The sequence below is a fragment of the Streptomyces cinnamoneus genome (assembly GCF_002939475.1).
GTDB lineage: Bacteria > Actinomycetota > Actinomycetes > Streptomycetales > Streptomycetaceae > Streptomyces > Streptomyces cinnamoneus_A.
Genome location: NZ_PKFQ01000001.1, coordinates 4244871 through 4271151 on the forward strand (window position 1 = coordinate 4244871; position 26281 = coordinate 4271151).

The 26281-nt window shown below is 72.0% G+C and carries 22 protein-coding genes; 12 read left to right on the forward strand and 10 right to left on the reverse strand.

Annotated features, from left to right (window positions below; all coding sequences use genetic code 11):
- Window positions 1–77 precede the first annotated feature (77 nt).
- The 7 genes from CYQ11_RS18725 to CYQ11_RS18755 all read left to right on the forward strand — a co-directional run bounded on the left by CYQ11_RS18725 (window position 78) and on the right by CYQ11_RS18755 (window position 8017).
- On the forward strand, window positions 78–2159 hold the full coding sequence (locus tag CYQ11_RS18725) for a glycosyltransferase family 4 protein (protein ID WP_099201596.1): 2082 nt from the start codon (window positions 78–80) through the stop codon (window positions 2157–2159).
- A gap of 140 nt (window positions 2160–2299) precedes the next feature.
- On the forward strand, window positions 2300–2824 hold the full coding sequence (locus CYQ11_RS18730; RefSeq protein ID WP_099201595.1) for a hypothetical protein: 525 nt from the start codon (window positions 2300–2302) through the stop codon (window positions 2822–2824).
- A gap of 325 nt (window positions 2825–3149) precedes the next feature.
- On the forward strand, window positions 3150–4022 hold the full coding sequence (locus CYQ11_RS18735; protein WP_181143700.1) for a DUF4328 domain-containing protein: 873 nt from the start codon (window positions 3150–3152) through the stop codon (window positions 4020–4022).
- Window positions 4023–4038: 16 nt separating this feature from the next.
- The gene (locus CYQ11_RS18740) at window positions 4039–4743 is read left to right on the forward strand and encodes an RNA polymerase sigma factor (RefSeq protein WP_099201593.1); all 705 of its coding nucleotides are present in this window, start codon (window positions 4039–4041) and stop codon (window positions 4741–4743) included.
- Complete coding sequence (locus CYQ11_RS18745) at window positions 4743–5942, forward strand: hypothetical protein (protein ID WP_099201592.1); 1200 nt, start codon at window positions 4743–4745, stop codon at window positions 5940–5942. Before CYQ11_RS18740 ends, CYQ11_RS18745 begins: the two co-directional genes overlap by 1 nt.
- A 236-nt stretch (window positions 5943–6178) precedes the next feature.
- Complete coding sequence (locus CYQ11_RS18750) at window positions 6179–7774, forward strand: acyl-CoA mutase large subunit family protein (protein ID WP_099201591.1); 1596 nt, start codon at window positions 6179–6181, stop codon at window positions 7772–7774.
- Window positions 7775–7804: 30 nt separating this feature from the next.
- Window positions 7805–8017 (forward strand): hypothetical protein, encoded by a 213-nt coding sequence (locus CYQ11_RS18755; protein ID WP_099201590.1) that lies wholly within the window; start codon window positions 7805–7807, stop codon window positions 8015–8017.
- 12 nt (window positions 8018–8029) lie between these two features.
- Here CYQ11_RS18755 and CYQ11_RS18760 read toward each other — a convergent pair whose 3' ends face one another.
- From CYQ11_RS18760 to CYQ11_RS18780, 5 genes are all read right to left on the reverse strand, one after another.
- Window positions 8030–9550, reverse strand: a complete 1521-nt coding sequence (locus CYQ11_RS18760) for an alpha/beta hydrolase (protein WP_099201589.1) — start codon at window positions 9548–9550, stop codon at window positions 8030–8032.
- Window positions 9551–9733: 183 nt separating this feature from the next.
- Window positions 9734–11890 carry an RNA polymerase recycling motor ATPase HelR gene (gene helR / locus CYQ11_RS18765; RefSeq protein ID WP_099201588.1) on the reverse strand — a complete coding sequence of 719 codons (2157 nt, stop codon included), beginning with the start codon at window positions 11888–11890 and terminating at the stop codon, window positions 9734–9736.
- 86 nt (window positions 11891–11976) lie between these two features.
- Window positions 11977–13152, reverse strand: a complete 1176-nt coding sequence (locus CYQ11_RS18770) for a glycosyltransferase (RefSeq protein ID WP_240003596.1) — start codon at window positions 13150–13152, stop codon at window positions 11977–11979.
- A 269-nt stretch (window positions 13153–13421) separates the two neighbouring features.
- Window positions 13422–13622: a DUF397 domain-containing protein gene (locus CYQ11_RS18775; protein ID WP_240003595.1), complete on the reverse strand. Its 201-nt coding sequence runs from the start codon at window positions 13620–13622 to the stop codon at window positions 13422–13424.
- Window positions 13612–14445, reverse strand: a complete 834-nt coding sequence (locus CYQ11_RS18780; RefSeq protein WP_099201585.1) for a helix-turn-helix domain-containing protein — start codon at window positions 14443–14445, stop codon at window positions 13612–13614. Before CYQ11_RS18780 ends, CYQ11_RS18775 begins: the two co-directional genes overlap by 11 nt.
- 115 nt (window positions 14446–14560) lie before the next feature.
- On the opposite strand from CYQ11_RS18780, the gene CYQ11_RS18785 reads away from it, so the two are divergent.
- The 3 genes from CYQ11_RS18785 (at window position 14561) to CYQ11_RS18790 (ending at window position 15641) form a co-directional block, all read left to right on the forward strand.
- Window positions 14561–14920: a hypothetical protein gene (locus tag CYQ11_RS18785; protein WP_099201584.1), complete on the forward strand. Its 360-nt coding sequence runs from the start codon at window positions 14561–14563 to the stop codon at window positions 14918–14920.
- On the forward strand, window positions 14917–15153 hold the full coding sequence (locus CYQ11_RS30905; RefSeq protein WP_398781098.1) for a DUF6255 family natural product biosynthesis protein: 237 nt from the start codon (window positions 14917–14919) through the stop codon (window positions 15151–15153). The genes CYQ11_RS18785 and CYQ11_RS30905 overlap by 4 nt, the downstream gene beginning before the upstream one ends.
- Before the next feature lie 176 nt (window positions 15154–15329).
- Window positions 15330–15641, forward strand: a complete 312-nt coding sequence (locus CYQ11_RS18790; RefSeq protein ID WP_107489261.1) for an SH3 domain-containing protein — start codon at window positions 15330–15332, stop codon at window positions 15639–15641.
- Between the two features lie 66 nt (window positions 15642–15707).
- On the opposite strand, the gene CYQ11_RS18795 is transcribed toward CYQ11_RS18790, so the two are convergent.
- Together CYQ11_RS18795 and CYQ11_RS18800 are read right to left on the reverse strand one after the other, a co-directional pair.
- Window positions 15708–16337 carry an SMI1/KNR4 family protein gene (locus CYQ11_RS18795; protein ID WP_099201582.1) on the reverse strand — a complete coding sequence of 210 codons (630 nt, stop codon included), beginning with the start codon at window positions 16335–16337 and terminating at the stop codon, window positions 15708–15710.
- 344 nt (window positions 16338–16681) lie between these two features.
- Window positions 16682–17323, reverse strand: coding sequence for an NAD(P)-dependent oxidoreductase (locus CYQ11_RS18800; RefSeq protein ID WP_099201581.1), 642 nt, complete (start codon window positions 17321–17323; stop codon window positions 16682–16684).
- A 98-nt stretch (window positions 17324–17421) separates the two neighbouring features.
- On the opposite strand from CYQ11_RS18800, the gene CYQ11_RS18805 reads away from it, so the two are divergent.
- Window positions 17422–17799, forward strand: a complete 378-nt coding sequence (locus tag CYQ11_RS18805) for a winged helix-turn-helix transcriptional regulator (RefSeq protein WP_099201580.1) — start codon at window positions 17422–17424, stop codon at window positions 17797–17799.
- Window positions 17800–18205: 406 nt separating this feature from the next.
- Window positions 18206–19327, forward strand: a complete 1122-nt coding sequence (locus tag CYQ11_RS18810; protein ID WP_099201579.1) for an FAD-dependent oxidoreductase — start codon at window positions 18206–18208, stop codon at window positions 19325–19327.
- A 1021-nt stretch (window positions 19328–20348) separates the two neighbouring features.
- Here CYQ11_RS18810 and CYQ11_RS18815 read toward each other — a convergent pair.
- The 3 genes from CYQ11_RS18815 to CYQ11_RS18825 are packed head-to-tail and all read right to left on the reverse strand — an operon-like array spanning window position 20349 to window position 26154.
- Complete coding sequence (locus CYQ11_RS18815) at window positions 20349–25112, reverse strand: putative T7SS-secreted protein (RefSeq protein WP_099201578.1); 4764 nt, start codon at window positions 25110–25112, stop codon at window positions 20349–20351.
- Window positions 25109–25690: a hypothetical protein gene (locus tag CYQ11_RS18820; RefSeq protein WP_099201577.1), complete on the reverse strand. Its 582-nt coding sequence runs from the start codon at window positions 25688–25690 to the stop codon at window positions 25109–25111. Before CYQ11_RS18820 ends, CYQ11_RS18815 begins: the two co-directional genes overlap by 4 nt.
- Window positions 25687–26154 carry an SseB family protein gene (locus tag CYQ11_RS18825; RefSeq protein WP_341533604.1) on the reverse strand — a complete coding sequence of 156 codons (468 nt, stop codon included), beginning with the start codon at window positions 26152–26154 and terminating at the stop codon, window positions 25687–25689. Before CYQ11_RS18825 ends, CYQ11_RS18820 begins: the two co-directional genes overlap by 4 nt.
- Window positions 26155–26281: the final 127 nt, after the last annotated feature.

A 26281-nucleotide genomic window follows, 5' to 3' on the forward strand; every position in this document is an offset into this window, starting at 1 on the left:
CCGGAGCCCTGGGCTACCCTCCCGGGAAGAACCGCTGCGCGCCCCCGCGCGCCCGCGTCACCGTCAACGAGGGCCCGATGAAGATCGAATTCTTGCTGCACAACGCGTACGGCATCGGCGGCACCATCCGCTCCACCGTCAACCTCGCCGCCGCCCTCGCCGAGCGGCACGAGGTGCGCATCATCAGCGTCAACCGTCCGGTGGACGAGCCCGAGCTGACCATCGACCCCCGGGTGACCCTCACCCCGCTGGTCGACATGCGCGAGGGCACCGACGGCGACGAGTACGCGGCCCCGCTCAACCAGCGGCCCAGTGAGATCTTCCGCGACGAGCGCATCGACAACGGCCGCATGGCCGCCACCGCCCTCACCGACGAGCGGGTCGCCGCCCACCTCGCGGCCACCGACGCGGACGTCGTCATCGCGACCCGCCCCAAGCTCATCGGCTACCTCGCGAAGTACGGCGCCGACCGCCCGTACCTGCGCCTGGGCCAGGAGCACCTCACCCACGAGGCCCACGTCGCCGAGCTGCACGCCGTGATGGACCCGGCCATCGCCGCCCTCGACGCCTTCGCCACCGTCTCGGAGGCCGACGCCGGGCACTACCGGGAGGCGCTGCCGGACGCGAAGGCCCGCATCCTCTCCATCCCCAACGCGGTCCCGGCCCCGGCCGCCGAGCCCTCGGACGGCGCGTCGAAGACGATCGTCTCCGCCGGCCGCCTGGTGGGCGTCAAGCGTTACGACCGCCTCATCGCGGCCTTCGCCAAGGTCGCCGCCGAGCGCCCCGACTGGAACCTGCGGATCTACGGCCGCGGGCCGGCCAAGGCGAAGCTGCGCAAGCAGATCGAGGAGCTGGGCCTCTACGAGCGCGTCACCCTGATGGGCGCCCGCTCGCCGATCGAGACCGAGTGGGCCAAGGGCGCCGTCGCGGCGGTCGCCTCCGACGCCGAGTCCTTCGGCATGACCATCGTCGAGGCCATGCACGCGGGTCTGCCGGTCGTCGCCACCGACTGCCCCTACGGCCCGCGCGAGATCCTCGCCGACGGCACGGACGGCGTCCTCGTGCCGCTCGACGACTCCGACGCGATCGACGCCTACGCGGACGCCCTGCTCCGGCTCACCGGCGACGCCGCCCTGCGCGAGCGGCTGGGCGCCGCCGCCCGCCAGGCGGCACACCGGTACGAACCGGACGCCATCGCCCGGCGGTACGAGGAGCTCTTCGAGGAGCTGCGCCCCGGCTGCACCACCGCGCGGGCCAAGAAGGGCGGGCTGCTGCGCGGCCTCTTCGGCGGCGGCCGCAAGCAGCAGAGCGCGCCGCGCCCGCAGGGCGACGTCGCCCACCCCGACGCCCGCTGCGCGGCCGCGCCCGACGGCTCGCTGGTCTTCCGGCTGCCGGCCGGCCAGCTGACCGACGCGGACAGCCACCTGCTGCTGCGCCACCGGGGCAGCAAGGGCAAGGAGACGGTCCGGGTGCCGCTGCCGCGCCAGGGCCGCGAGGCGGGCGGCTGGGTGGAGGCGCGCGTCGAGCGCGCGGAGCACACCCTGTCCGAGGGGCGCTGGGACACCTACGTCGAGCGGGCGGGCGGAAAGTCCGGCGAGAAGACCCGGCGCCGGCTGCTGGCCGGCCTCGTCGAGCAGAAGGCCCTGCTGACCCTGCCCCTGCGGGAGTCGGCCGAGGGCCACTCCGCCTGGGTCCCGTACGCCACCAGCGACGGTTTCCTCGCCGTCCGCACCTGGCTGCGCACCACGCACGTGGAGGCGGACGAGGTGCGCGTCGGCGACGACGGCATCACGGTCGCGGTCACCGCCCACGGCACCGCGCTCCGCGAGGGCGCCGAGCTGCTCGCCCGGCTGCGGGGCGGCGACGGCTCGGTGGGCGACGTCCGCACCCCGCTGGTGGCGGGCAGCGGCTGCCTTCCCTACGAGCCCATGAGCCGCCGCGTCACCGCGGACGAGCAGGACCTGTGGGACCTGTGGGTGCGCCCGGCAGCGGGTGCCGCGCCGGTGCGCGTCGGCCGGATCGCCGGCGACTTCGCCGACCGCAAGGGCGTCGACACCTTCCCGGCCGTGACGCGCGGCGAGGTGCGGCTGCGGCCGTTCTTCACGGTGACGAACGACCTGACGGTGACGGTCAAGGACACGGCCGTCGACGAGGCGTGAGCAACACCCGGTAGTGATGGGGTTGGTGTGACACAGGAGGGCGCCGGCGCGCTGTAAGACCCAGAACCGTTCAATCGCGAACGGAACGCGAACCTTCGCGGACCTAGGTGCGAACGAGCGCAGACCGAAGGAGATCGGTGATGGGCTTCTGGGGTTACTTATTAGTCGGCCGCGGCGGCGCCCGGGCACTCGTGGAGTGCCCGGCGCTGGCCGCGAACCGGGACCACCTGGTACCCGCCGGGGCGTTCGGGGACGGCTGGCAGCTGTGGGAACACCCCGAACACCCCGCCCTCGGCGACGGCATCGACACGCTCGTCCGCGCCCTCGCCGACCAGACCGGCGCCCCGGCGCTGGCCGCGTACGTCATGGAGAGCGACTGCGCGGTCCTCGTCGGCGCCGGTCCCGGCGATCCGTCGTGGTCCGCCTGCCTGGGCCGCACGACGCTGGCCCGCTACATGGCCGAGACCGGACTCGGCCTCGACGAGCTCTTCCCCGGCCCGGAGGCCGCCGCCGCGCACTGCGCGGCCTGGGCGGACGCGGCCGGATGCGCGGCGGACGCGGCGGAGCTGGTGAGGGTGCTGGCCGCGGACCCCGAGCCGTCGGTGGAGACCCTCTTCCGCGAACTGCTCGCCGGTCTCGGCGTGATGGAGCCGGCGCGGCGCTAGGACGCGGACTCCCGGACGGAGGACGGCCGGGGCCGCCACCCCCCACAGGAGAGGCCCCGGCCGGCCGTCCGCTGCGAACCCTGGTGGGGTACGCACTCCCTACAGCGCCGTGCATGCCAAAACCGTCACACCCCGGCCACCGCCCGCGGCCGCGTAGTATCACCGGCTCATAGTCGTTTCCCCGTGGCCGGGGTCGAGGCCACAACCCTTGGGGGTCAGAAAGATGTATCCGTGCGGTCATTGCCGCGCCGCCGCCGTGGGCCCTGACGGCCGCTGCGCTGCCTGCGGTACGTACCAGCAGTCCCTGCAGGCCCCGATGGGCGCCATGCCGGCCGCGCCGCCGGCGTACCCGTACCCCGGCGTGCCGGGCGGGATGCCGGTCGGCGGGGTGGACCTGCGCCGCGGCGTGCGGGTGGCACTGATCGTGATGCTGTCGCTGATGCTGCCGGTCACGCTGCTGGTGATGGCGGCGCGCTTCGCGCAGGCCGACGCCCTGGAGACGATCCTGGACCACGGTCCCCTCTTCCTCGACCGGGGCAAGGTCGAGGACGCCGACGACTTCTACGCCGTCGCCATCCTGCTGTACTTCCTCACGCTCGCCGCCACGGCGACGCTGTGGGCCGTCTGGTTCCGCCGCACGCGCGTCAACGCCGAGGTCTTCGCGCCCGGTACGCACCGCTTCGGCACCGGCTGGGCGGCGGGTGCCTGGTTCACGCCGGTGGTCAACTTCTGGTTCCCCAAGCAGATCGCCAACGACATCTACCGCGCGAGCTCCCCGACGGGTCCGCAGAACGTGCGCAAGGGCCTGCTCAACGCCTGGTGGGTGCTGTGGATCGCGGCGACCGCGTGCAACGTCGTGTCGTCCGCGCTCTACTCCGTCGCGACCAACCGGAACACCTACGACGGCTCCGACTGGCACGACAACGTCTCCGCGCTCAAGAGCTCGGTGAACCTGAGCGGCCTGGCGTTCCTGCTGTACTTCGTCGCCGCGCTGCTGGCGATCCTGGTGGTCCGGCAGCTGACGAAGATGCAGGAGCAGCGCGCCGCGATGGGGCCGCAGCCCATGGCCCCCATGGGCGGCATGCCCTACGGCGCCCCGGCCGCGCCGGGCTTCCCGCCCGCTCCGCCCTACGGTGCCCCGTACCCTCCCCACGGCCAGCCGCAGAATCCATTCGGCAGCGGCCCGGCGGCCTACTGAATCCCAGGTACGGCACGTGGTGCAGGATGTGGGTGTGCAGGGGGACGACGCTGAGCTGACCGTCGCGGTGCGTGCGGCGCAGGACGGGGACGAGACGGCATTCCGTACCGTCTACCGGTCCGTGCACCCGCGCCTGCTCGGTTACGTACGCACGCTCGTCGGCGAGGCCGACGCTGAGGACGTGGCCTCGGAGGCGTGGTTGCAGATAGCCCGCGACCTGGAGCGGTTCACCGGTGATGCCGACCGGTTCCGCGGCTGGGCCGCGCGCATCGCCCGCAACCGCGCCCTCGACCACATACGCATGCGCGGCAGGCGCCCGGCCATCGGCGGTGACGAGAGCGAACTCGCCGGCCGGGCCGCCGACGCGGACACCGCCCGGGAGGCCCTGGAGTCCCTGGGCACCGGACAGACCCTCGCGCTCATCGCCCAGCTCCCGCAGGACCAGGCCGAGGCGGTCGTCCTGCGGGTGGTCGTCGGGCTCGACGCGAAGAGCGCGGCCGGGGTGCTGGGCAAGCGGCCCGGCGCCGTCCGGACCGCGGCCCACCGGGGCCTGCGGCGTCTGGCCGAGTTGGTGACCGGGGGCGGAACAGGGGCAGGCCGTGGCCGGCAGGCCGTGGCCGAGGGCATTCCCGGACGGCGGCAGTCACACACCGAGCCCGACGGAACCAATGCTTCCGCCGGTGTGACGCAATTGCGCCCGCGGACGCAGAAGGACATGTGATGGCGGACGACCACCGGTACGACTGGCTGGATGACGACGCCGTGGAGCGGCTGTTGCGCGGCGGAAACGCCGCGGACGACGAGGCGGGCGCCGACGCGGGCAGCGACCAGGGCGACCACGAGGATCGACAGGACGCACCCGGGGCCACCGGGTCCGCCGACGGCCGCCCGGCCGCGGCCGGCGCGGTGGACACGGCTGCGCGGACGGGCGCGGACCCCGACGAGGCGGCGGCCTTCGCCGCCTCCGCCGAGCGCGTGACCGCGGCCCTGCGGGCCCTCGCCGACCCCGCTCCGCTGCGGGGCGCGGACCCCGCCGGCCCGCTGCCCGGCGAGGAGGCCGCGCTGGCCGCCTTCCGCGCGGCACGGGCGACCACGGAGGCGACCGCCGCCGCGGCAGCGGTCGCCGTGCACCCGGGACCCGTCACCCCCGAGGTGGCCCACACCGGACGCCGCAGACCCGCCTTCGCCGTCCGCTCCCTCTTCCGGCGCCCCGTCAAGGCCACCCTCGCGATGGCCCTGGCCGGCTGTGCGGTGGGCGGGGTCGCGGTCGCCGCGGGCGCGGGCGTCCTGCCCGGACCGTTCGGCGGCGGCAGCGGTGAGCCGGCGCCCGCCAACAGCGTGACCATGGCCGACGGCGGTGCCGAGACCGCCGGCACGGGCTCCGCGGGCGCCTCCGCCGAGCCCTCGCACGGCGGTGCCCACGGCACCCGGCCCGGCGAGACACCCGGCACCGGGGGCACCCACCGGCCCGGCAGCCCCTCCGCCACCCCCGGCGGCCGGGCGACCGACGGCCCCTCGGCGACCCCGCGACGCGACGGCAAGGACGAGAAGGGCACCGACCCGACGAGGGAGCCCAAGCTCCCCGTGGGCGGCCGCGACTGGGCGGCCCGCATCTGCCGCGACTACCTGGCGTCCGGCAAGCGCGGCCTCAGCGGTCCGGGCGTGAACGAGGAGGAGGCCCGCACCCTGGAGCGGGCCGCCGGCGGCTCGGCGCTCGTCCGGGCGTACTGCGAGCAGATCCTGGGCTCGGCGGACACGGGCTCCGGGATGAGCGGCGGGAAGAAGGACGACGGCTCGGTGTGGGACGACCTCCGCAAGGGCTCCCTCCCCGGCACGCCGCCGCTCAACCGCTCCCAGCCGAGCCTCGGCGACCCCGCCCGGCAGCCGGGTGTGACACTTTCCGGCACCGTGACGCTGTAGGAAGTGAGCCGACTGGTCATCGGCTGCGCGGGAGCCGGAGTTCCCCCCATTCACATCGGCTCCGCGCACCTGGCGCGGGCGGGACTCTTCCCCCAGTCCTGCCCGCGCCGCCCCCTCCCCCCTGCCACGCGGAGCGTGCGTGGTGAGCCGGGGCCCGGTCCGCCCTGCCGCTACAGTCCGAAGGAGAGGCCCCGAGCCGGGTCTCCTTCCGAAGCGGAGAGCGGGAGGCGCGCCCCATGACCCGACCGACGCCCCGATCGACCGAATCCGGCCTGCCCGTCGACCCCGTCCTCGGGCCCGAGGCCCTGGCCGGCTGGAACCCCGCCGAGAAGCTCGGCGCCCCGGGCTCGTACCCCTTCACCCGCGGCGTGTACCCCACGATGTACACCGGCCGCCCCTGGACCATGCGCCAGTACGCGGGCTTCGGCACCGCCGCCGAGTCCAACGCCCGCTACCGCCAGCTCATCGAGCACGGCACCCACGGCCTGTCCGTCGCCTTCGACCTGCCCACCCAGATGGGGCACGACTCCGACGCGGACCTCGCGAGCGGCGAGGTCGGCAGGGTCGGCGTCGCCGTCGACTCCGTCGAGGACATGAAGGTGCTGTTCGACGGCATCCCGCTCGGCGAGGTGTCGACCTCCATGACCATCAACGCCCCGGCGGCCCTGCTGCTGTTGCTGTACCAGCTGGTGGCGGAGGAGCAGGGCGTCGCGGCGGAGCACCTGACCGGCACGATCCAGAACGACGTGCTGAAGGAGTACGTCGCGCGCGGGACGTACATCTTCCCGCCCAAGCCGTCGCTGCGCCTGACCGCCGACATCTTCCAGTACTGCCGGCGGGAGGTCCCCCGCTGGAACACCATCTCCATCTCCGGCTACCACATGGCCGAGGCGGGGGCCTCACCCGTGCAGGAGATCGCCTTCACGCTCGCGAACGGCATCGAGTACGTCCGTACGGCCGTGGCGGCGGGCATGGACGTGGACGACTTCGCCCCCCGGCTGTCGTTCTTCTTCGTCTCCCGCACGACGCTGCTGGAGGAGGTCGCGAAGTTCCGCGCGGCCCGGCGGATCTGGGCGCGGGTGATGAAGGAGGACTTCGGCGCGCGGAACCCCAAGTCGCAGATGCTCCGTTTCCACACGCAGACGGCGGGCGTCCAGCTCACGGCCCAGCAGCCGGAGGTGAACCTCGCCCGCGTCACCGTCCAGGGCCTCGCGGCCGTGCTGGGCGGCACCCAGTCCCTGCACACCAACTCCTTCGACGAGGCCATCGCCCTGCCCACGGCCAAGGCGGCCCGCCTGGCCCTGCGGACCCAGCAGGTGCTGGCGTACGAGACGGACGTGACCGCGACTGTCGACCCCTTCGCGGGCTCGTACGTGATGGAGTCGCTGACCGACGACGTCGAGGCCGCCGTCCTGGAACTCATGGACGAGGTCGAGGGCCGGGGCGGCGCGGTCGCCGCCATCGAGCAGGGCTTCCAGAAGGCCGAGATCGAACGCAACGCCTACCGGATCGCCCGCGAGACGGAGGCGGGCGAACGCGTCGTCGTGGGCGTCAACCGCTTCCGCATCGAGGAGGAGGAGCCGTATGAGCCCCTGCGCGTCGACCCCACGATCGAGGCGCGTCAGCGCGAGCGCCTGGAGCGGCTGCGGGCGGAACGCGACCGCGCGGCGGTCGAGTCGGCGCTGACGGCCCTGCGGAAGGCGGCGGCCGGCACCACGGAGAACGTCCTTGCACCCATGAAGGAGGCGCTGCGGGCGCGGGCGACGGTGGGGGAGGTGTGCGAGGCCCTGCGGGAGGTGTGGGGATCGCACGTGCCGACGGAGGCGTTCTGAGCGCCCTCCGCCGTGCGCCAGACTGGTGATATGTCCTCTCCCCGCCGAACCTGTCCCGTCTGCGCCCGCGAGATCGCCGTGGTCGGCGGCCGCTACGCCCGCCACGACCCGCCGGGCCGCCGCGTCTCCTACGACCTCGTCTCCTGTCCGGGCTCGCGCCGCTCGGCACCGCTGCTGGCGACGGAACCCAGACTCTTCGACCCCGAGGAGCCGCCGATGGAGGGCCAGCAGCAGCTGTTCTGACCCCCGCACCGGTCAGCCCTCGGCCTTGCAGAACACGTCCCGCCCGGGCCGCTCACCGGTGGTGAGGAACGTGCTGACCGCGCGGTCGCCGCAGGCGTTCCCCCACTTGAGGTATGCCCCGTGGCCGCCGGAGTCGACGCTCACGAGCCGGGCCCGGTCGCCGAAGGCCTCCCGCATCTTCAGCGCCCCGCTGTACGGGGTCGCGGGGTCGCGCAGGTTCTGGATCATCAGGACGTTGGAGGGCCCGTCGGACGTGATGCGCGTGGGTTTGTCGGCGGGGGCGTCCTTCCAGAAGGCGCAGGGCATCACACCGACCGGCATTCCGGCGGTGAGCGGGTGCCGGACCCGGTCGACGGCGACCTCTCGCGCGTACGACGCGAGGGACTTCGGCCAGCGCACGTCGTTGCACAGCACGCCGATCATGACGGCGGCCTCGGTGTCGGGGATGGTGACGGGGATGAGTTCGGGCGCCTCGACGGGTGCGGCGCCGTCACGGGAGGCGGCCAGGATCAGGTCGGCGAGGGCGCCGAACGACTTGTCGTCGTAGAGGGCCTGCTGGAGGTTCTGCCGCAGCCGGTCGCCGGTGAGGAGGTGTCCGTCGGCGAACTTCCTCGGCTCGCGGTCCAGCTTGGCGGCGAGCGCGAGGAACAGGGGCCGCACCTCTTCGGGCGTCCGCGCCAGGCGCTGCTTCTTCCCGCCGCTGTCGCGGGCCGGGTCGGCGGCCCACCGGGCGAAGTCGGGGAAGCGGTCGTCGGCGCCGACGGACATGTTCGCCGACCAGCCGCGCTCGACGCGCGAGGGGTCGGGGTCGCCGTTGCTGTCGAGCACCCAGCGGTCGGTGCGCTCGGGGTACTTCTGCGCGTAGACGGCGCCCACGTACGTGCCGTACGAGCGGCCCACGGCGGAGAGCTTCTCCTCGCCGAGGGCCTGCCGGAACCGCTCGATGTCGCGCACCTCGTTGGTGGAGGAGATCGAGCGCAACAGCTCGCCGCCGTTGCGGGCACAGGCGTCGGCGATGCGCTTGGCCCGGGCGACGTTCTCGGTGATGTCACCGCCGGGGCCCGGCCAGGGCCGCAGGTGGGTGAGATCCCGGTCGTCGTCGGACAGTCCGCAGCTCGCCTTGGTGCTGCCGCCCACGCCGCGCGGGTCCAAGCTGACGATGTCGTACATCCCCTGGGTCGCCTCCATCAGCTTCTTCCCCCTGCCGGCGACCTCCGCCACACCGGAACCCCCGGGCCCGCCGGCGATGACGAGCAGCGCACCGCGCCGGGCTTCGGGCCGGTCACTGCGGATCCGGGTGACGGCGAGGTCGACCTGCCGGCCGTCAGGCTTGCCGTAGTCGAGGGGCACCCGCAGGGTGGCGCACTCGCGGGACGAGTCGGCGGGGGCGTCGGCGCAGTGGCCCCAGTCCAGGGTGGGGGGCCGGCCCTGCGGCGTGGCGGCGCCGGCGCTTGCGGGGCCGACGCCCAGGCCGGTGGCCACGGCGGCGGCGGAGAGAGTGAGCAGGAGGGCTTTTCGGGGCTGAAGTGTCATGACTGACATGGTGGTTGGGTGGGGTGTGGCGACCCATCCGGGGAGCCACCGGGTGGGGGTGGGGGTAGCCCCAGGAAGCGCGTACGCGGGCCGGGCTGACCGCGCGACCGGAGGGGCGGGCACCCCTGTGCCGGAGTACGCGCCCCTCAAGTCCCCTGTCCGGCCCGGCAGATGGGGTCCGGTCTACTGGCCCGCAGAGGTGAGGATGACGAGTTGCCGGGTCGCCCGGGTCATCGCGACGTAGCGGTCGACGGCTCCTTCGACGCCGTCGCCGAAGGCCTCCGGGTCGACGAGGACGACCAGGTCGAACTCAAGTCCCTTCGACAGCTCCGGGGTCAGCGACCGGACGCGGGACGTCGGCCGGAAGGTGGGATCGCCGATGACGCAGGCGGTGCCCTCGTCATGCGCGGCGAGCCAGGTGTCGAGGACCGAGCTCAGCTCCGCGGTGGATCCGTGCACGACGGGGACGCCGCCGCTGCGGATGGAGGTCGGCACGTTGGCGTCCGGGAGCGCGGCCCGGATGACCGGCTCGGCTTCCGCCATGATCTCCTCCGGTGTCCGGTAGTTGACGCTCAGTGCGGCCAGGTCGATCCGGTCGATCCCGACCCGCTCGAGCCGTTCCTGCCACGACTCGGTGAACCCGTGCCGGGCCTGGGCGCGGTCGCCGACGATGGTGAAGCTCCGGGACGGGCAGCGGAGCAGCAGCATCTGCCACTCCGCGTCGGTCAGTTCCTGGGCCTCGTCGACGACGACGTGCGCGAACGGGCCGGCGAGCCGGTCCGGGGCGGCGCCGGGCAGGGCGGCCTCGTCGACGAGGGCGTCCTGCAGGTCCCGTCCGCGCAGCATGGTGACCGCGCCTTCGCCGTCGTCGTCGGAGGCGATGACGTTGTCGATGACGGTGGCCATGCGGGCGCGTTCCGCGGCGACGGCGGCCTTGTGCCGGACCTTTCGCCGCGCCGCCTCCGGGTCGCCGAGCCGCTGCCGTGCCGCGTCCAGGAGCGGCAGGTCGGACACCGTCCAGGCGTCGGGGGCGTCCTTGCGCTGGAGCTTGCGCACCTCGTCGGGGCTGAGCCAGGGGGCGCACAGGCGCAGGTAGGCGGGCACCGACCACAGGTCTCCGACGAGGTCGGTCGCCTCAAGCAGCGGCCACGCGCGGTTGAGGGTCCCGACCAGCTCCTTGTCGTGCCGCAGCGACCTGCGGAACTGCTCGGGCGAGACGTCCTCGGCCTCGCACCGGTCCAGCAGGATCGCGACCAGTTCCTCCCATATCTGCTCGCGCGCCTCGTTGTGCGGGGTCCCCGCCGCCGCGTCGAACGCCTCGGCCCAGTCGTCGGCACCCAGCCGGATCTCCGACCAGGGGGTCGTGACCGTCATCGCCTCGGTGGGCGGCTCCTCGTAGATGCCGACGGCCTTCTCGATCGCCTTCACCATGCCCGCGGACGACTTCAGACGGGCTACGTCCGGGTCGGTCTCGACCGTGGCCGCGGCTCCCTCGGCGACGAGGTCCCGCAGGGTGCAGGTCTGCACCCCTTCCTCTCCGAGGCTGGGGAGGACGTCGGCGACGTAGGACAGGTAGGGCTGGTGCGGACCGACGAACAGCACGCCGCCGCGGCGCTGGGCGAGCCGCGGGTCGGAGTAGAGGAGGTAGGCGGAGCGGTGCAGGGCGACGACGGTCTTGCCCGTACCCGGACCGCCGTCGACGACGAGGGCGCCGCGGGACCCCGCGCGGATGATGGCGTCCTGGTCGGCCTGGATGGTGCCGAGCACGTCGCGCATCCGCGGGGACCGGTTGCCGCCCAGGCTGGCGATGAAGGCGGACTGGTCGTCGAGCGCCGCGTGCCCGGCGAACCCGTCCGCGGTGAACACCTCGTCCCAGTAGTCGCTGATCCGGCCGCGGGTCCAGCGGTACCTGCGGCGGCTCGCCAGGCCCATCGGGTTGGCGTGGGTGGCTCCGAAGAACGGCTCGGCCGCGGGGGAGCGCCAGTCGAGCAGCAGCCGACGGCCCGCGCTGTCCTTGAGGCCGAGCCGGCCGACGTACACGGGCTCCGGGTGGTCCGCGCCGACCATGTGCCCGAGGCACAGGTCCAGACCGAAGCGGCGCAGGGCGCGCAGACGGCCGGTGAGCCGGTGGATCTCCGTGTCCCGCTCCATCGCCTGCTGACCGAGGCCGCCGGGCGCCCGGAGCAGGGCGTCCAGGCGGTCGGTCAGGTCGGCGATGGACTGCTCAAGGCACTCCGCGATAGCCGCGAAGTGCTGCTCGTCGCCGTCGATCAGCGTCGGGTCGGCCTTGGCGGAGAGGGTGGCGGGCAGGTCGAAGGCGCTGGTGGTCAGGGGGTTCACGTGATCAGCTCCGAGGTGAGGCCGCTTGCGACCGGTAGTGCGGGTACTCGTGTTCCGGGACGGGCCCGTCCGCGGGGGGCGGTCTCTCAGCTGATCGCGTCGAGCAGCAGCTTCGTGGCCACCGCTGCCCCGTCGGTCCGGATCGTGCCGGCCACGGCCTGCGCCCGCGCACGGGTCTCCGGGGTCAGGGCCGTCTTGAGCGCGGCCGACAGGGACTCGAACGTGGGAGCCGGCCCGTCGTGGGCCGCGCCGATGCCCAGGTCGGCGACCCGGCCGGCCCAGTACGGCTGGTCCGCCATCTGCGGCACCACCACCTGCGGCGTGCCGGCCCGGGCGGCCGTCGTCGTGGTGCCGGCGCCACCGTGGTGCACGACGGCGGCCACCCGGCCGAACAGTGCCTGCTGGTTGACCTCGCCGACGGCGAAGCAGTCGTCCTGGTCGTCGGTCAGGGCCAGGTCGGCCCAGCCGCGGGAGAGGAGCACGCGACGGCCCTGCGCGCGGACCGCCTCGACGGCCGCCCGGGTGACGTCCTGCGCGTCGCGCAGGGGCATGCTGCCGAAGCCCACGTAGACCGGCGGCGGGCCGGCGTCCAGGAAGGCCTCAAGGCCGGCCGGCAGCGGGCGCTCGTCCGGCCGGATCCACGCGCCGGTCTGCACCACGTCGAGGTCCGCCGTCTCCAGCCACGGGCTCAGGGCCGGGTCCGCCGCCAGCCACGGGCGGTCGGTGAAGACGTGGTCGCGGACGTCGCCCACGGGGGGCAGGCCGATCGTCGCCCGGTGGGTGTTGATCGCCTCGCCGAACAGCTCGTTCATGGTGTCGGCGTTCAGGTCCCACAGCACCCGGTTGTCGGTCACCTCCGGCGGGACCGGCCGGCCCGGCCACACGAGCGGCGGGTGGTGCGGCGACGGCAGGTAGGTCGGGAAGTAGGCCACGAACACGTAGGGGACGCCCAGCTTCTCCGCGACAGCCCGCGCGGCGGCCGCAGCCGGCAGCAAACCGGTCGCCACGACCGCGTCACAGCCCTCGGCCACCGCGGCGACCGACGCGTACGTCGCGGCGAACATCTCGGCCGCGCGCTGCGGCAGGCTCTTCGCGGGCATCGGCTGAGTTCCGGTCACCGCCTTGGTCGCCATCTCGCGCACCGACTGGCCGAGCGGCACCAGCGGAAGGCCGGCACCGTCCAGAAGCTCCGCGAAGTCCGGCGGCGCGCATACCTGCACCTCGGCGCCGACGGCCCGCAGCTGCGTCGCGAGTCCCACCATCGGCTCGACGTCCCCACGCGACCCATACGCCAGCAACAACACACGCACTTCGCGACTCCCCGTTTCCGCAGGTCATGACGGCTTAGGGGGGTGATTCTGCGGTAGGAGGGGGGCCTTGCCGCAAGGCCCCCTGTGCGCTATAAGTTAAAAGTGGCAAGGAGTGGGTGTTCCTCCTTCCCTCTTTCCCTTTTTCTCGTCCCTTCTCGTCCGCTGATGACGGACGACTCCCTTGGCGAAACGGCGGCCCGCCGCGTACGGCGGGGCGGCCTTTAGCGGAGCAGGGCGACGAACGCGCTCCAGGATGACGAGGGCACTGTCAAGACGGGGCTGTGGGTGAGCTTGGAGTCGCGGACGCGGATGCGGGTGGGGTGGGTGTCGTTGACCTCAAGACAGTTGTCGCTGCCGTCTTCGTCTCCGGCAGAGCTGTAACTCGACTTGCGCCAGTCCGGTATGTGCTGCTCAGAGTGCATGCTCATACTCCTCTGCTACCGCATTGATCATGGACAGTGACGCATGGCACGAGAGCGCATCACCCAGCGCGAGTTCGTACGCCGCTTGGCACTGAGCGACCCTCGACGGTTCGTCGTACATGTGTCCTGTCTTGACTCCCTCAACGTACGCCAACGGAGGTGCGTCGTCGAACCTGTAGAGGGACATCGAGCTGGCGACCAGCGCATGGCTGCCAATGCTGAAGGGGAGCACGTGCAGCCGGATGCGACCACTGTCGGCCAGCTTTGCGACATGGCGCAGTTGCGCGGCCATGACGGCTGGTCCGCCGACCACTCTACGCAGCACATGTTCGTCCAGCAGCACCCACATGACCGGCCCGTCCGGCCCTTCGAGGATGTGTGACCGTTCCAGGCGCTGAGCGACTCGCCTGTCGACCTCGGCTGCTGTCATGTTGACCAGCCCGAAACGGAAGATGGCGCGAGCGTACGGTTCGATCTGCAGGAGGCCGGGCACAAGACCGGACCCGTGTTCCCGGATGGACGTGGCCTGCTTCTCCATCTCCACCAGCGGCGCGAAGTGCCCGGCGAATCGCGATGGGCTCAGCGTCGGCAGGAACCGTTCGAAGAAGCCGTCCGTACCCAGCTCCTTGTCCAACCGCCTCGCGTCCTCGACGCGCGGCTTGCGCCGCCCGGCCTCGATGTGGGCGATCAGCGACGGCGAGCAGACGACGGTGTCGGCGAGGGACTGCTGGGTGTGGTTCGCAGCCTCGCGCCGTAGCCGTAGCTCCTCGCCGTAGGCCTGCCTGGCGATGGACGGGCCTTGTGCGCCCAGGTCTTTGGCCATGGCTAACTCGCCTTCTTGACGGCGGTGTTGGAGAGCCCAACCCCCTTCCGGAGGCTAGTCCCGTACGGCGACGATCTGGGCACAGTCCGTGAGAATCACCCCGAAGGGAACACCCGTGCACGACAGGCCCACCCCCCACCCGGACCCGGAGGCGCCGATGACCTACCGCGAGGGCACGTACGTGATCGACACCCGCCATGAGCGACTCGCCCAAGTGATGGGGATGGTGGGGCCGCGCGTACAGGTGAGGCGCCCCGGGGGCGGCAGGGAGTGGGAGGTGCCGCCGGAGGTGTTGCGGTTGGCGACGCGGGAGGAGCGCGCGGCGGGGGGCGGCTGCGCGGAGTGCGGGAGGTTGCGGGCGGCGCAGCGGCGGGCGGTGGACCGTGGGGCGAAGCGGGAGGCGGTGGCGGCGACGGTCGCCGTGCGCCACCACCTGCGTGACGCGCACGCGGAGACCGAGGACGGGATGCCGTGAGCGGCAGGGGGTGCCCGCACCGTGCGGAGTGGACGACGCGGGCGGGGGGTGAGTGGCGGTGCAACAGGTGCGGGACCCGGCGTTTCCTCGACTACGGCGCTCTGCGGCCGCCGGGGTTGCCCAGTGCGGTGACGCCCGTGCGGCGGGGCCCGGGGGAGGTGGAGTGGGCGGCGGCGCTGCGGTGGGCGAACCGGGGCGCTCGGGCTGCGCGTTCTTGCCCCGGTGCGGGGTAGGCGTGGCGCTTGAGGGCCACTCCGCCGCGCCTCACGGCTCCTACTGTCACCAATCAGTCATGGACATGTCTTGAAATCGCTGCGCGGCCATTTTCAAGATCATCGCGCTGATAGGTTCCCGTCCGCCGGGCCCAAGATCATTGGCACCCGGTTGGAACACCGTTGAGGAGTAACAAGTGAAGTCCGTAATTCGGGGGAAGAGCGCGGGCAAGCGCGCCGCTGCCGTGGCCGGCCTGCTGGTCGCCGCGACGCTCGGCGGCGCGGCCCTGGCGGCGCCGGCGTACGCCGACGACGTCTACGGCCACTGCACGGGCGAGGGCGTGCGCATCCGCGCCGCCGCGAGCACGTCCAGCTCGGTCGTCGGTCTCTGCTACAGCAACCACCGTCTGGCCCACCGCGACGTCTCGGGTGACGGCCAGTGGGACAAGGTCTACGACGTGAACACCGGCGTCTCCGGCTGGATCTCGCACGGCTACTGGAGCTGGTAGACCGCAGCCGGGGGCCGTGGGAGGAACGCCCCTCCTCCCGCGGCCCCTTCCGCATGTCCGGCGTCGCTATGCAACGAACTCACGGGGATCCGCCGGATACATGTCGGCATAGGGATCCGGCTCACCGGTGAGGGTGTCGAGGCCGGCGAAGTAACGCCGCTGTGCCTCCCGCCAGTGGACGAACGGCTCGACGTTTCCCCAGAGGGTGTCGTCGCTGAGCGGGTTCGTGTCGAACTCCGTGAGCAGCAGGCGCCGCAGGAACGCGGCCATGCCGCACGTGTGAAGCGTCCAGCGCGGAGATCCGTGGCGCGCCCAGACGACCACCGGCCACTGATCCGGATCGGGGCTGTTCGTCAGCCACCCCATGAGGGCGCCGTTGCAGCCGTCGCCCCAGGGCAGTACGGCGTCCGCCCCGAGGCCGGTGCCCAGTGCCGCTACGCTCTCGTCCCACAGATGCCGGATCGTGGGCGTCTCGTCGGCGATGGTCGAGAACCACTGGGTGGGGCGCCCCTTGTAGGGCAGGGGGCGGAGGATCCCCAGGTCCCAGATGGATCCACAGCCATAGGTCGCCATGAACGCCTGGTAGTCGCTGGGCAGCCGGGTGCCCCACTCCGCCTCGACGGCGTCCCAGTCGATCGCTTCGTCGACACCGGAGTCGGGGGGGCACGACGCGGGTGAGTGCTTCGACGTCGGGATGACTGCTGACCATGCCTCAGCTTAGGCCGCGGAGGGTCCCCTGGACGTCGGCGTCCAGCCCTGAGGGTGGTCACCCTGAGGTGGCGGTGGGGCTGGTCGGCGCCCCGCCCCCGCTGTCCAACCGCCTCCTCGGAGCCGTCCTGAACCCGTCCGCCTCGCGGCACTGACGGGGGACCGCCGACGGCTGGGGGCAGCAGACGCCCGCCGGGGAACCGCCGGGCAGGACGGCCCGGAGCCCTCGCCGCACTCCCGGCGCCCCTCAGGCGGCGCAGGTGAACCCGACGGCGGGGACAGGGCCGTGGGTGATGGTGCTGGCGTCGATCCTCGCGCGGGCGCTGTCGGCGTCAGCCGGTCACGGCGAGATGCGTGTGGTGGTGCTGGGGCGCATCGATCTCGTCCAGCAGGGCGATGGCGAAGTCGGCGTACGAAATGCGGTTGAGGCCGTCGCCGTGGTCGCCGATGCCGTACGTACCGGTGCGCGTGCCGGAGTGGTCGAAGTCGCCGGCGGGGCTGGCGTACAGCCAGTCGAGGCCGGCCGCGCCCGACTGGAGAACGGCCAGTCCCTCGCCGTGAGCGAGGCAGAAGGGCCGGAATTCGGCGGGGAAGCCGGGGCCGTCCATGAGGGCCGTCCCCGAGCCGTCCGGCAACAGGGACGAAAGCCCGACGACGACCAGTCGCCGCACGCCGGCCGCGGTCAGCCCACCGGTGAGGGCCTGTGCGGCTCCCACGAAGAACGCGCGGGAATCGATGCCGGGACCGTAGGCGGCAGCGGCGGCGATGACGGCGTCGTGGCCGGTGACGAGGGACGCGACGGCGGCGGCGTCGGTGATGTCGCCCTCGACGACGTCGACGCCTTCCGCGGCCAGATCCGCGTACGTGGCGGAGTCGCGCACCACCGCCGTGACGTGGTGCCCCCGCCGCCGCGCCTCGGCGACGGCCTGCCGCCCGGCCCGTCCGCCGGCGCCGAAGACCACGACCTTGCTCATGTGCCTACCTCCGTGTGAGGGCTGGCGCTTCTCCAGCCGATGCCCGGACGGTAGTCGGAGGGGTGGTTACCGAGTGGGTACCGGATAGCGTGGTACGCATGACGCGACCGCTGTCTCCTGACATGTTCGACGAGCTCTGCCCGTCCACGCTTTCGCCGATCCGATTCGGGGACAAATGGGCGGCGCTGGTGATCCGTTGCCTGGAGGACGGCCCGCGCCGCTTCTCGGAACTCCGCATTCCGCTGCGCGGCGTGAGTGCGAAGGTACTGACGCAGTCACTGCGAGGCCTGCGGCGGGACGGCCTGATCGCCCGCACCGAGCACGAGGGCCCGACCCTCAGGGTCGAATACGAACTGACGCCGCTCGGCCGCAGCATGCTGGCGCCGATGGCGGCGGCGTGCGCGTGGGCGGAGGAACACTGGAACGAACTCCTGGACGCGCGCGAGGCGTACGAGGGCGCGGTGCAGCGGGCTTAGCACTCCAGTCTGGTTTCGTGATCTATCCGGTGGGCTCGTCGGCGATCCGTTGTCGGGAGTGGTTGCGTCGGGCTGTTGCCTGATGGTGCCTGCGCCAGATGGACCAGGGCGAGCAGTGCCGTCTTTCCGGCAGCACCGCCGAGCCGGTCGAGGCGGTTGCCGAGGACGAACGTGGCTGGCGCGGTGCGTCGCAGCGTGAGCGGTCACCGGTCACTGCGAGGCGGATGCCGAGCTATAGTCACGCGGTCGCGAAAAACGATGTTCCGCGGTCCACCCGCCGGACATCGCACATACATCGATGCAGATGGTTCTGATCGGTGAGCGTCTCCTTGCCGAGATCGGGCACCCCGTCCGCTTTCGGCGCTGACCGTCGCCGGCGCGTGCCGGCGCAACAGAGGAGCGCAGCATGCAGAAGACCATCGCCATTGTCGGAGCGGGACTGGGCGGGCTGACGCTCGCCCGGGTGCTTCAGGCTCACGGCGTCTCCGCGACGATCTACGAGGGTGAGGCTTCGGCGACGACCCGGACGCAAGGCGGCCTGCTCGACATTCACGAAGAGACCGGCCAGGTCGCAGTTCGCGCAGCCGGTCTGTACGACGAGTTCCTCACGCTGGTCCGCCCGGGCGAGGACGCCAAGCGCGTGGTGGACCGCCACGGAACGATCCTGTTCGACATGCCTGCGGACCCTGGTTCGGCCCGTCCTGAGGTGGATCGTGGCGAACTCAGGCGCCTGCTCATCGACTCGCTGGCGCCTGGAACGATCAGGTGGGGTCACAAGCTCGCCTCGGTCCGGCACCGTGTGGAGGGCGGCTACGTCCTCACCTTCGCGGAAGGTTCCGCCACGCGCGCCGACATCGTCATCGGCGCGGACGGTGCCTGGTCGAAGGTGCGTCCGCTGCTCACCCCCGCCAAGCCCGTCTTCAGCGGAACCTGCTTCATCGAGATCGCCCTCGCCTCGGGCAGCCAGGAGTGCCGGGCGAGCGTGGCCGCGATCGGCAGCGGCACGCTGATGGCGGTCGCGCCGGGCAAAGGCATCATCGCGCATCGCTACGCTGACGGGCACGTGCGCGGATACGTGGCGCTGAACAAGCCCGAGGAGTGGATGAGGTCGATCGACTTCGGCGACCCGTCCGCTGGCCTCCGTCACCTTGCCGACGAATTCGATGGCTGGTCGCCGCTGCTCACCGCCTTCGTGACACAGAGCGACGTGGAACCGTGGCTCCGACCCATCTACGCCCTGCCCGTCGGGCTCAAGTGGGACAGGGTGCCCGGCGTGACGCTCGTCGGCGACGCCGCGCATCTGATGTCACCCTTCGCCGGCGAGGGTGCGAACCTCGCCATGTACGACGGCGCGGACCTGGCGAGCAAGCTGGTTGAGCAACCCGACATCGAGGTCGCGCTCACCGCCTACGAAGAGCGGCTGTTCCCGCGTAGTGGCGACGCGGCCAGCCGCTCGGCGCAGAACCTGGAGATGTTCTTCGGCCAGGAAGCACCGCAGAGCGTAGTCACTCTGTTCGATCGCTCCTGACACCTCAGTCCGGGTTCGCGATCTTGTCGCGGACCCGGCAGGGAACGGGCACGGCCCTCTCGTGATCATTTGGGGGTTGTGTCGACTCTTGAAGATCGTGCGGTGGCTGCACGGCACAGCCCAGACCCCTGCCCGTTGGTGGGCGATGTTCGACCAGGTCATGGCCCAGATCGCGGGCCGGTTCCGGCGGGTTGAGCCATCGGAGGGAGCCTGCCACGGGGGCGCCAATACCGGCTGGTTGCCCCAGCCGCCGCTCGTGCCGTCCCATTGCGCCGCCGGCGGGGTGGAGCGACGGGTCGCCGTCTTCTTCCATATCCCCATGTGCCGCAACTTTACGGTGCGTTCCGCTGCCCGGGGTTGGTGGCGAAGGAGGGCTGGCGCGCCAGCGCGGTGACGTGGTGTCCGCTGCGGTGTGGGTGCGAGGGTGCCGGGGGGCTGTGCGGTCTTTGCGACGGGTGGGCTGGTGGCCCGCAGCGGGGATGAGGGCCCGACCCTCACGGTCCAATACGAACTGACGCCGCTGGGGTGCAGCATGCTGACCCCGAGGCGATCGACGGCTCCGGCACTTGAGCGCACGGCCCCGCACCGGCTGCGCAGACTGCCGAAGAGCAGCAGGTAGCGGGCAGGTGCGGGCGACATGGTCACATCGAGGGGAGGCCTTTACTCCGTTCCGCGGAGGGGTCCAAATCTTGACGGTGAATGATGATCTCCAGCGTCCTCGTGCCACAGGTATTTCGCAGCATGTACATACCCTTCCCCATCGTTCAGTAGGAAGAGGTGTCCGTGGGTGAGATTGAGCGCATTGCTTCCCAAGATTTGATCTCGTTCAAGATCTGTTGCCAGTCGAATAGAGAGCGATTCATAAACGGGCTGCAAGTGCATCAATGCCACAGAGGGGAAGGCGACGTCAATCCTTGTTGCGTACTTTTGCGGATGAAAGCTGCGGAGGAGCAGCATCGAGTGGCTTACCGAGTACTGCCAGACCTCAAATTCGCGGTCCCAGGAAATTTTCTCTTGCATGTCAACTCCTTGGCATGGGCCAGCGTTGCGGTTCAGGTATTGGTACAGGCTTTCCATTTTCGTAAAATGTAATGCTATCCCATGTGCGATCCCCAAGTCGTACAGATTTGCCTACGTGGTACATCTCGCGCTCGGTTGCGAGCCAGTTTCCTTCCATTCCGCGTTCGTAGGCGCCCAGGAAGCGCTCGGTTGGAGTGCTTCCGCTGAAGCCATCCATAACGACATGTAGTCGGGTGCCTGGATTGTGGGCGGCGGCTCTGACCTCTGCCTCCCAGGTCTCCCAGTCGTCTAGGTAGTGAGTGAATCCGTTATCATCCGCAAACTCGCGTAGTCCATATTTTCGAATCCCCAGCGCCACGTCCTTGGGCGGGCACGACATCAGCCCCAGCGGGTCCGCCCACGTGCACGGATTGTGTACGTAAGTCACCGGGTTCGGTGCCGGTGCCAGGCCCAGGGGGTCCGCCGACGCGTAGCGTCCCGTCTCCGGGTCGTAGTGGCGGTGGAAGTTGTAGTGGAGGCCCGTCTCCGGGTCGAAGTACTGGCCCGGGAAGCGCAGGGGGGTGTACGTCGTGCTGTTCTTCGACCACGCCGTCGTGCCCCACAGCGTCGTGCGCGTGCGCCACGCCGTCGTGCCCGTTTCGTCGATCAGTTCGTTCGGCGTGCCGACCAGGTCCGTGATGATCGCGAAGAAGCGGCGGTCTATCTCGTGTTGCGGTGCGTCCGCCGCCGATATGCGTTCCGTCTGGGCCACCGGGCGCAGGCCGTCGTGGTCCCACGTCAGCGTCACCGGGTGCGGCAGGGCGGTCGACGTCGTCGTCTGTTCCGCCAGGGTCGGGCCGTCCCAGCAGAAGGTCACCTCCTCCGCCACCTCGCCCGCCCCGTCCAGGCGCTGCTTCGCCACCCGCCGGCCCAGCGGGTCGTACAGGTAGCGCCATCGCGTCCCGTCCGGGGTGACCACCGACCTCAGGCGGTCCTCCGCGTCCCACTCGTAGCGCCACGTGTCGGGCTTCCGGGACAGGCGGGTCTTCTGGCGCAGCACGACGCGGCCCTGGGCGTCGTGCTCGTAGCGGATGCCGCCCGCCCGGGATATTCGCGTGCCCGTGTACGTGCGGACGCCCTGCGCCTCCCGGCCCGGGTGGTCCGCCGGCCACGTGGCTTCCGTCTGGTTGCCCGCCTCGTCGTAGGCGTACCGCTCCGTCCAGCCCTCGGCGTGGACCGCCGTGACCCGGCCCGCCGCGTCCAGGTCGAACGTCCGGGTGCCCGTCAGCACGTCCGCCACGCCCGTGAGGTGGCCGTCGCGGCGGTACGTGTACGCCCGGTGCTGGAAGGCGGAGTCGTCCGGGCCGCCCGTCAGCGTCTGGGAGACCACGCGGCCCGCCGCGTCCCAGCCGTGGGTCAGCGTCAGGCCCCGGCCGAAGTGGCGCGCCACCTCCCGGCCCGCCGCGTCGTGCTCCATCGCGAAGGTCTGGCCCGACGCCGTCAGCGACGTGCGGCGGCCCGCCGCGTCGTACGTCCACGTGCTGACCGCCCCGCCCGGCGTGACCCGGCGGGTGCGGCGGCCCAGTTCGTCGTAGGCGAAGCAGAGCGTGCGGCCGTTCGTCGTCTCCGACTTGACGCGGCCCGTGCGGTCGCGGCCGTAGACCAGCGTCGCGTCCGGGCCCGTCGCCTCGACCAGGCGGCCGGCCGTGTCGTAGACGTAGGCCGTGACCGCGCCGGCGGCGTCCTTGGCCACCACACGGCCGAGCACGTCGTGCTCGTACGCGACCGTCTGGCCCAGGCCGTTCGTCCGGGCCTTGAGCTGTCCCGCCGCGTCGTGCGCGTACGTCAGGGTCCGCCCGTCGAAGTCCGTCTCGGAGAGCAGCCGGCCGGCCGGGTCGTAGTCGTACGTCCACGTCAGGCCCTGCGGGTTGGTGACCTGGCGGAGCTGGAGCCGGGTGTCGTGGGAGAACGCGTACCGCACGCCGTCCGGGCCCGTGCGGGCCGTGAGGAGGTCGAAGTGCGTGTACTCGTTCCGGGTCACCCCGCCGAGGGGGTCGGTGTACGTGACGCAGTTGCCCTCACCGTCGTATGTCCACCGTTCCTCCGACCCGTCCGGCGCCACGCGCCGGGCCAGCCGGCCTTCCACGGTCCACCACAGCCGCGTCGTCGACCCGAGCGGGTCGACGACCGTCGTGACGCGGCCGAAGGCGTCCCGCCGGTAGCAGGTCACGCCGCCCAGCGGGTCCGTGATCTCGACCGGGAGGCCGGCCGCGTCGCAACGGATACGGGTCACCCCGCCGAGCGCGTCGGTGACCGAGGCCGGATGTCCCGCCTCGTCGTACGCGTAGTGCGTCGTCACGCCCGCCGGGTCCGTGACCGACGTGAGGTTGCCCGCCTCGTCGTACGCCTGGCGCCAGACCGCGCCGTCCGGGCCGGTGACCGTCTCGGTCAGGCCCAGGGCGTTGTACGTCGCCGTGCTCTCGCGGCCGTCGGGGCGCACGACCGCCACCGGGCGGCCGTCCTCGTCGTAGCGCAGCGCGGTGACGCGGCCGAGCGCGTCGGTGCGGGAGAGCAGACGGTCGTGGCGGTCCCGTCGCGAGAGCACCGTGGCGCCGGTGGGGTCGGTCTCCGCGACGACTTGGGAGCGCGCGTTGACGGTGTAGCGGCTGGTGTTCCCCAGCGAGTCGGTCATCGTCGTGACGCGCAGCCCCGTGTCCGGGTCCGGCTCCCCGTACGTGAAGGCGCAGCGCATGTGGCCCTCGGTGCCCGTCTGGAACACGCAGCGGTCGGCGTCGTCGTACGCGTAGCGGTACGAGCGGTCGTTGCGGTCCGTCCAGCCGGTGATCCGGCGCCGCTCGTCGTAGGTGAAGCGCAGCGGATCGCCCGAGGAGTTGACGACTTCGGTGAGGTCGCCGTCCGTGTAGCCGTAGCGGATCAGTTCGGCGTCCGCCCCGCCCGGACCGCCGCCCACGAGGTGCAGGGCGGTGACGCGGCCCGCGTCCGACGTGGTGACGCGGACGCGGTAGCCGGCGCTGTGCGCGAGGGCCTTCGGCGTGCCGTCCGCGTCGTACTCGAAGGTGATCCGGTGGCCGTTGCGGTCGCTGACCTGTTCCAGCAGGGCGAGCCCGGCGTCGTAGGAGGCGAAGTGCCACGTACGGCCCCGCTGTGGGTCCGTGATGACGTAGCCGCCGTCGTCGGCGCACTCCAGGGGCCAGCGGTCCCCGTGGGACGGAAGCGTGGGAACGCCCGGTGCCGGGTGCGGGTAGGACAGCAGTCTGCCGTCCTCGCAGACGAAGAGGACGCCCTCGGCGTCGATCTCCAGGCGCTGGTCCACCGTGCTCGCCCAGGACGGTCCCAGCCACCGTCCCGCCCCGTAGCCGGACCGCACCCTGCGGGTGAAGACCAGGGGGAGCGCCCCGGGCAGAGACACGTCCGTCTGGGACAGGAACATGTGGCCCGTGGCCAGGTCCACGGGGTCTCCGCCGGTGCACCGGTCCCTGTCCTTGCGGCCGGCGTCGGCCGGGTTCGCCTTCTGGGTCCGCCGCGCCCCCTCCTCCCCGAGCTCCTCCGCCCCCTTGCGGGCCGCGCCCGAGAACGCGCGCCGTCCCGCCGCGGCGCCGGCGTTCGCGCCGCCGCTCGCCAGCGTGGCTCCGACGTCGAAGCCCAGGCGGCCCGACGCCTCCGCGTTGTCCTTGCCCCACTCGTCGCCCAGCAGCACGGCCGGGACGCGGTCGGGGTGGTTGGCCAGCGTCACGAGCCCCGCGCCGAGGCTGTTGACGTGGTCCAGGTAGGCGGCCGGGTGGGCGAGGTTGTACGGGTCGAGGGGGTTGACCGTGCGGATCGTCTTGACCGCGCCCATGCCCGCCTTGACGAAGCCGCCCGCGAAGTGGGTCGCCTCGATCCCGCCGGCGGTCCCGAGGTCGTCGAGGTTCATCTCCATGCGGTCGGAGAACGCCGGCTTCTCCGGGGCGTCCTTCAGCGCCGCCTTCACGGCGCCCGCCGCGTGTTCGGCCGCCGCGTCGCGCTGTCTCCGGGCGGCCGCCAGGGTCTCCTTGGCCTCCTGGATCTTGTCGGCGCCGACGTTGGGGCACTCGCCGGGCGGGGTCGGCCGGGTGCCGGGGTCCTGGCCCTTGTCCAGCTTCGCGTTGTACGCCTTCGCGGCCGCGTTGAAGGCGTCGACCTTCTCCTCGTACGCGGCGAAGGCCTTCTTCTGCGCCGCCTTGCCGGCCTTGTACGCGGCGACGGCCTCCTTGGCCCTGCCCTGGGCCCAGGTGACCGTCTCGGCGTACGCCTCCAGCGCCTTGGCGGCGTCCGAGCACGCCTGCGCCGCCCGGGCCCACCGCGTGGGGTACATGGCGAACTTCTCGCGGAAGGCGTCCGCCCCCTCGCCCTTCCAGTGGCTCGCGTCCAGGGCGGTCATGCCGCGGCCCACCCGGTCGAACGCGGTGGAGAAGTCCTTCAGGTGCGACGCCGAGGACCGGATCTTCGCGGGGGAGCCGTGGACCAGCTCGTCGGCACGCTCGGTCTGGCCCAGCTGCTTCTCGCCGACGTGGGCGCCCATGTCGTCGGCGAACTCGTCGCCGAAGTCGTCCACGGTCCTGGCCGCCTCGTGCAGACCGACGGTGTCCAGGCCCTTGCCGAGCTCGTGGGCACCCCAGTTGACGCCCTCGCCGACCTTCTTCTTGCCCTCGTCCCAGAGGTGCTCACCCTCCTCGCCGACCTTGTCGACGCCCTTCTTGAAGGTGTTCTTGAGACCGTGCGTGACCTCGCCGAAAGGATTCCTCACCGTGCGCCCCCGGCCCGTCGCGCCCGCTCGGCCTGGTCCGCCAGCAGGGTGGCCGGGCCCACCTTCCCGCTCTCGACGGCGTCCTTGGCCGTCGCCTTGTCGGTCTCCACGACGTGGTGGAACGCGTCCTCGAACGATTTGCCGCTGTAGTCGGCGTGGGCGAAGTTGCCGTGGTCCGCGATCTCGTCCACGGACATCTCCTGGACGTCCTTGTCCGCCAGCGTCGGATCGGCGCCGAAGCCGGCGACCACGACCTTGAAGGTGCCCTTCACGTACTTGTCCTGCTCGTGGTACATGCCGGCCGACAGCCCCACGCGGCGCGCGAACTCGTTCCCGTCGTGGACCAGCGAGCGCACCCCCCACTCCCAGCGCTCGCAGAAGGTCTTGAACGCGCTCGTCAGGCCGTCGTGCCCGGTCTCCAGGCCCGACAGCGCCAGGTCGTCGAAGCCGCGTCCGGTGTTCGCGGCCCCGGTCATGCCCATGCCCAGCTCTTTGAGCTCGCCGATGGCGTCGTCGATCCCCTTGGTGATCTGCCCCAACGCCTCGGAACTCGCGTCCAGCTCGTCCTGACCGCTCATCGCCGCGCCTCCCCCGTGCCGCCTTCGCCACCTGCGCCGTCCTCGGCGGTCACACCGCCGGCGTCCACCGCCGTACCCTCCGGCACGATCCCCGCCACCGGGGGCAGGAAGAACGGCGTCTCACCGCCCACGTCCAGCGCCACCCCCGTCGGCCCGGCGACCGCCGGCACCACGACGTCCAGCAGCCGCGCGCCGAGGACCGACACGAACGGCCAGCCGGAGCCGCTCCCGGCGTGCCCGCGCGCCAGGGCGAACCGCGCCAGGGCGGACTCGTCGGAGAACGCGTGGATCCACCACACGCCCCCGTGCGCCGTCGTCCACAGCCCGCCCCGCTCGTCCAGCGGCACCAGCACCGCCGTCCGCCGGAACTCCCCGATCGCCGCCTCCGGCCGCCCCCGCCCCTCGTGGATCGCGGCCACTTCCCCCGCTAAGCGCGTTATTGACGCCAGATCAGTCACTGCCACTGCCCTTTGTCTCCCCAGCCCCCGCCGCATCGGCAGCGTAGCGAACGACATGGCGATAAATCGCACCAGATCGGGGTGTGTTTGCAACGCGCGTGCCATTAACGTGTGTTCGGTCAGATCGATGGAT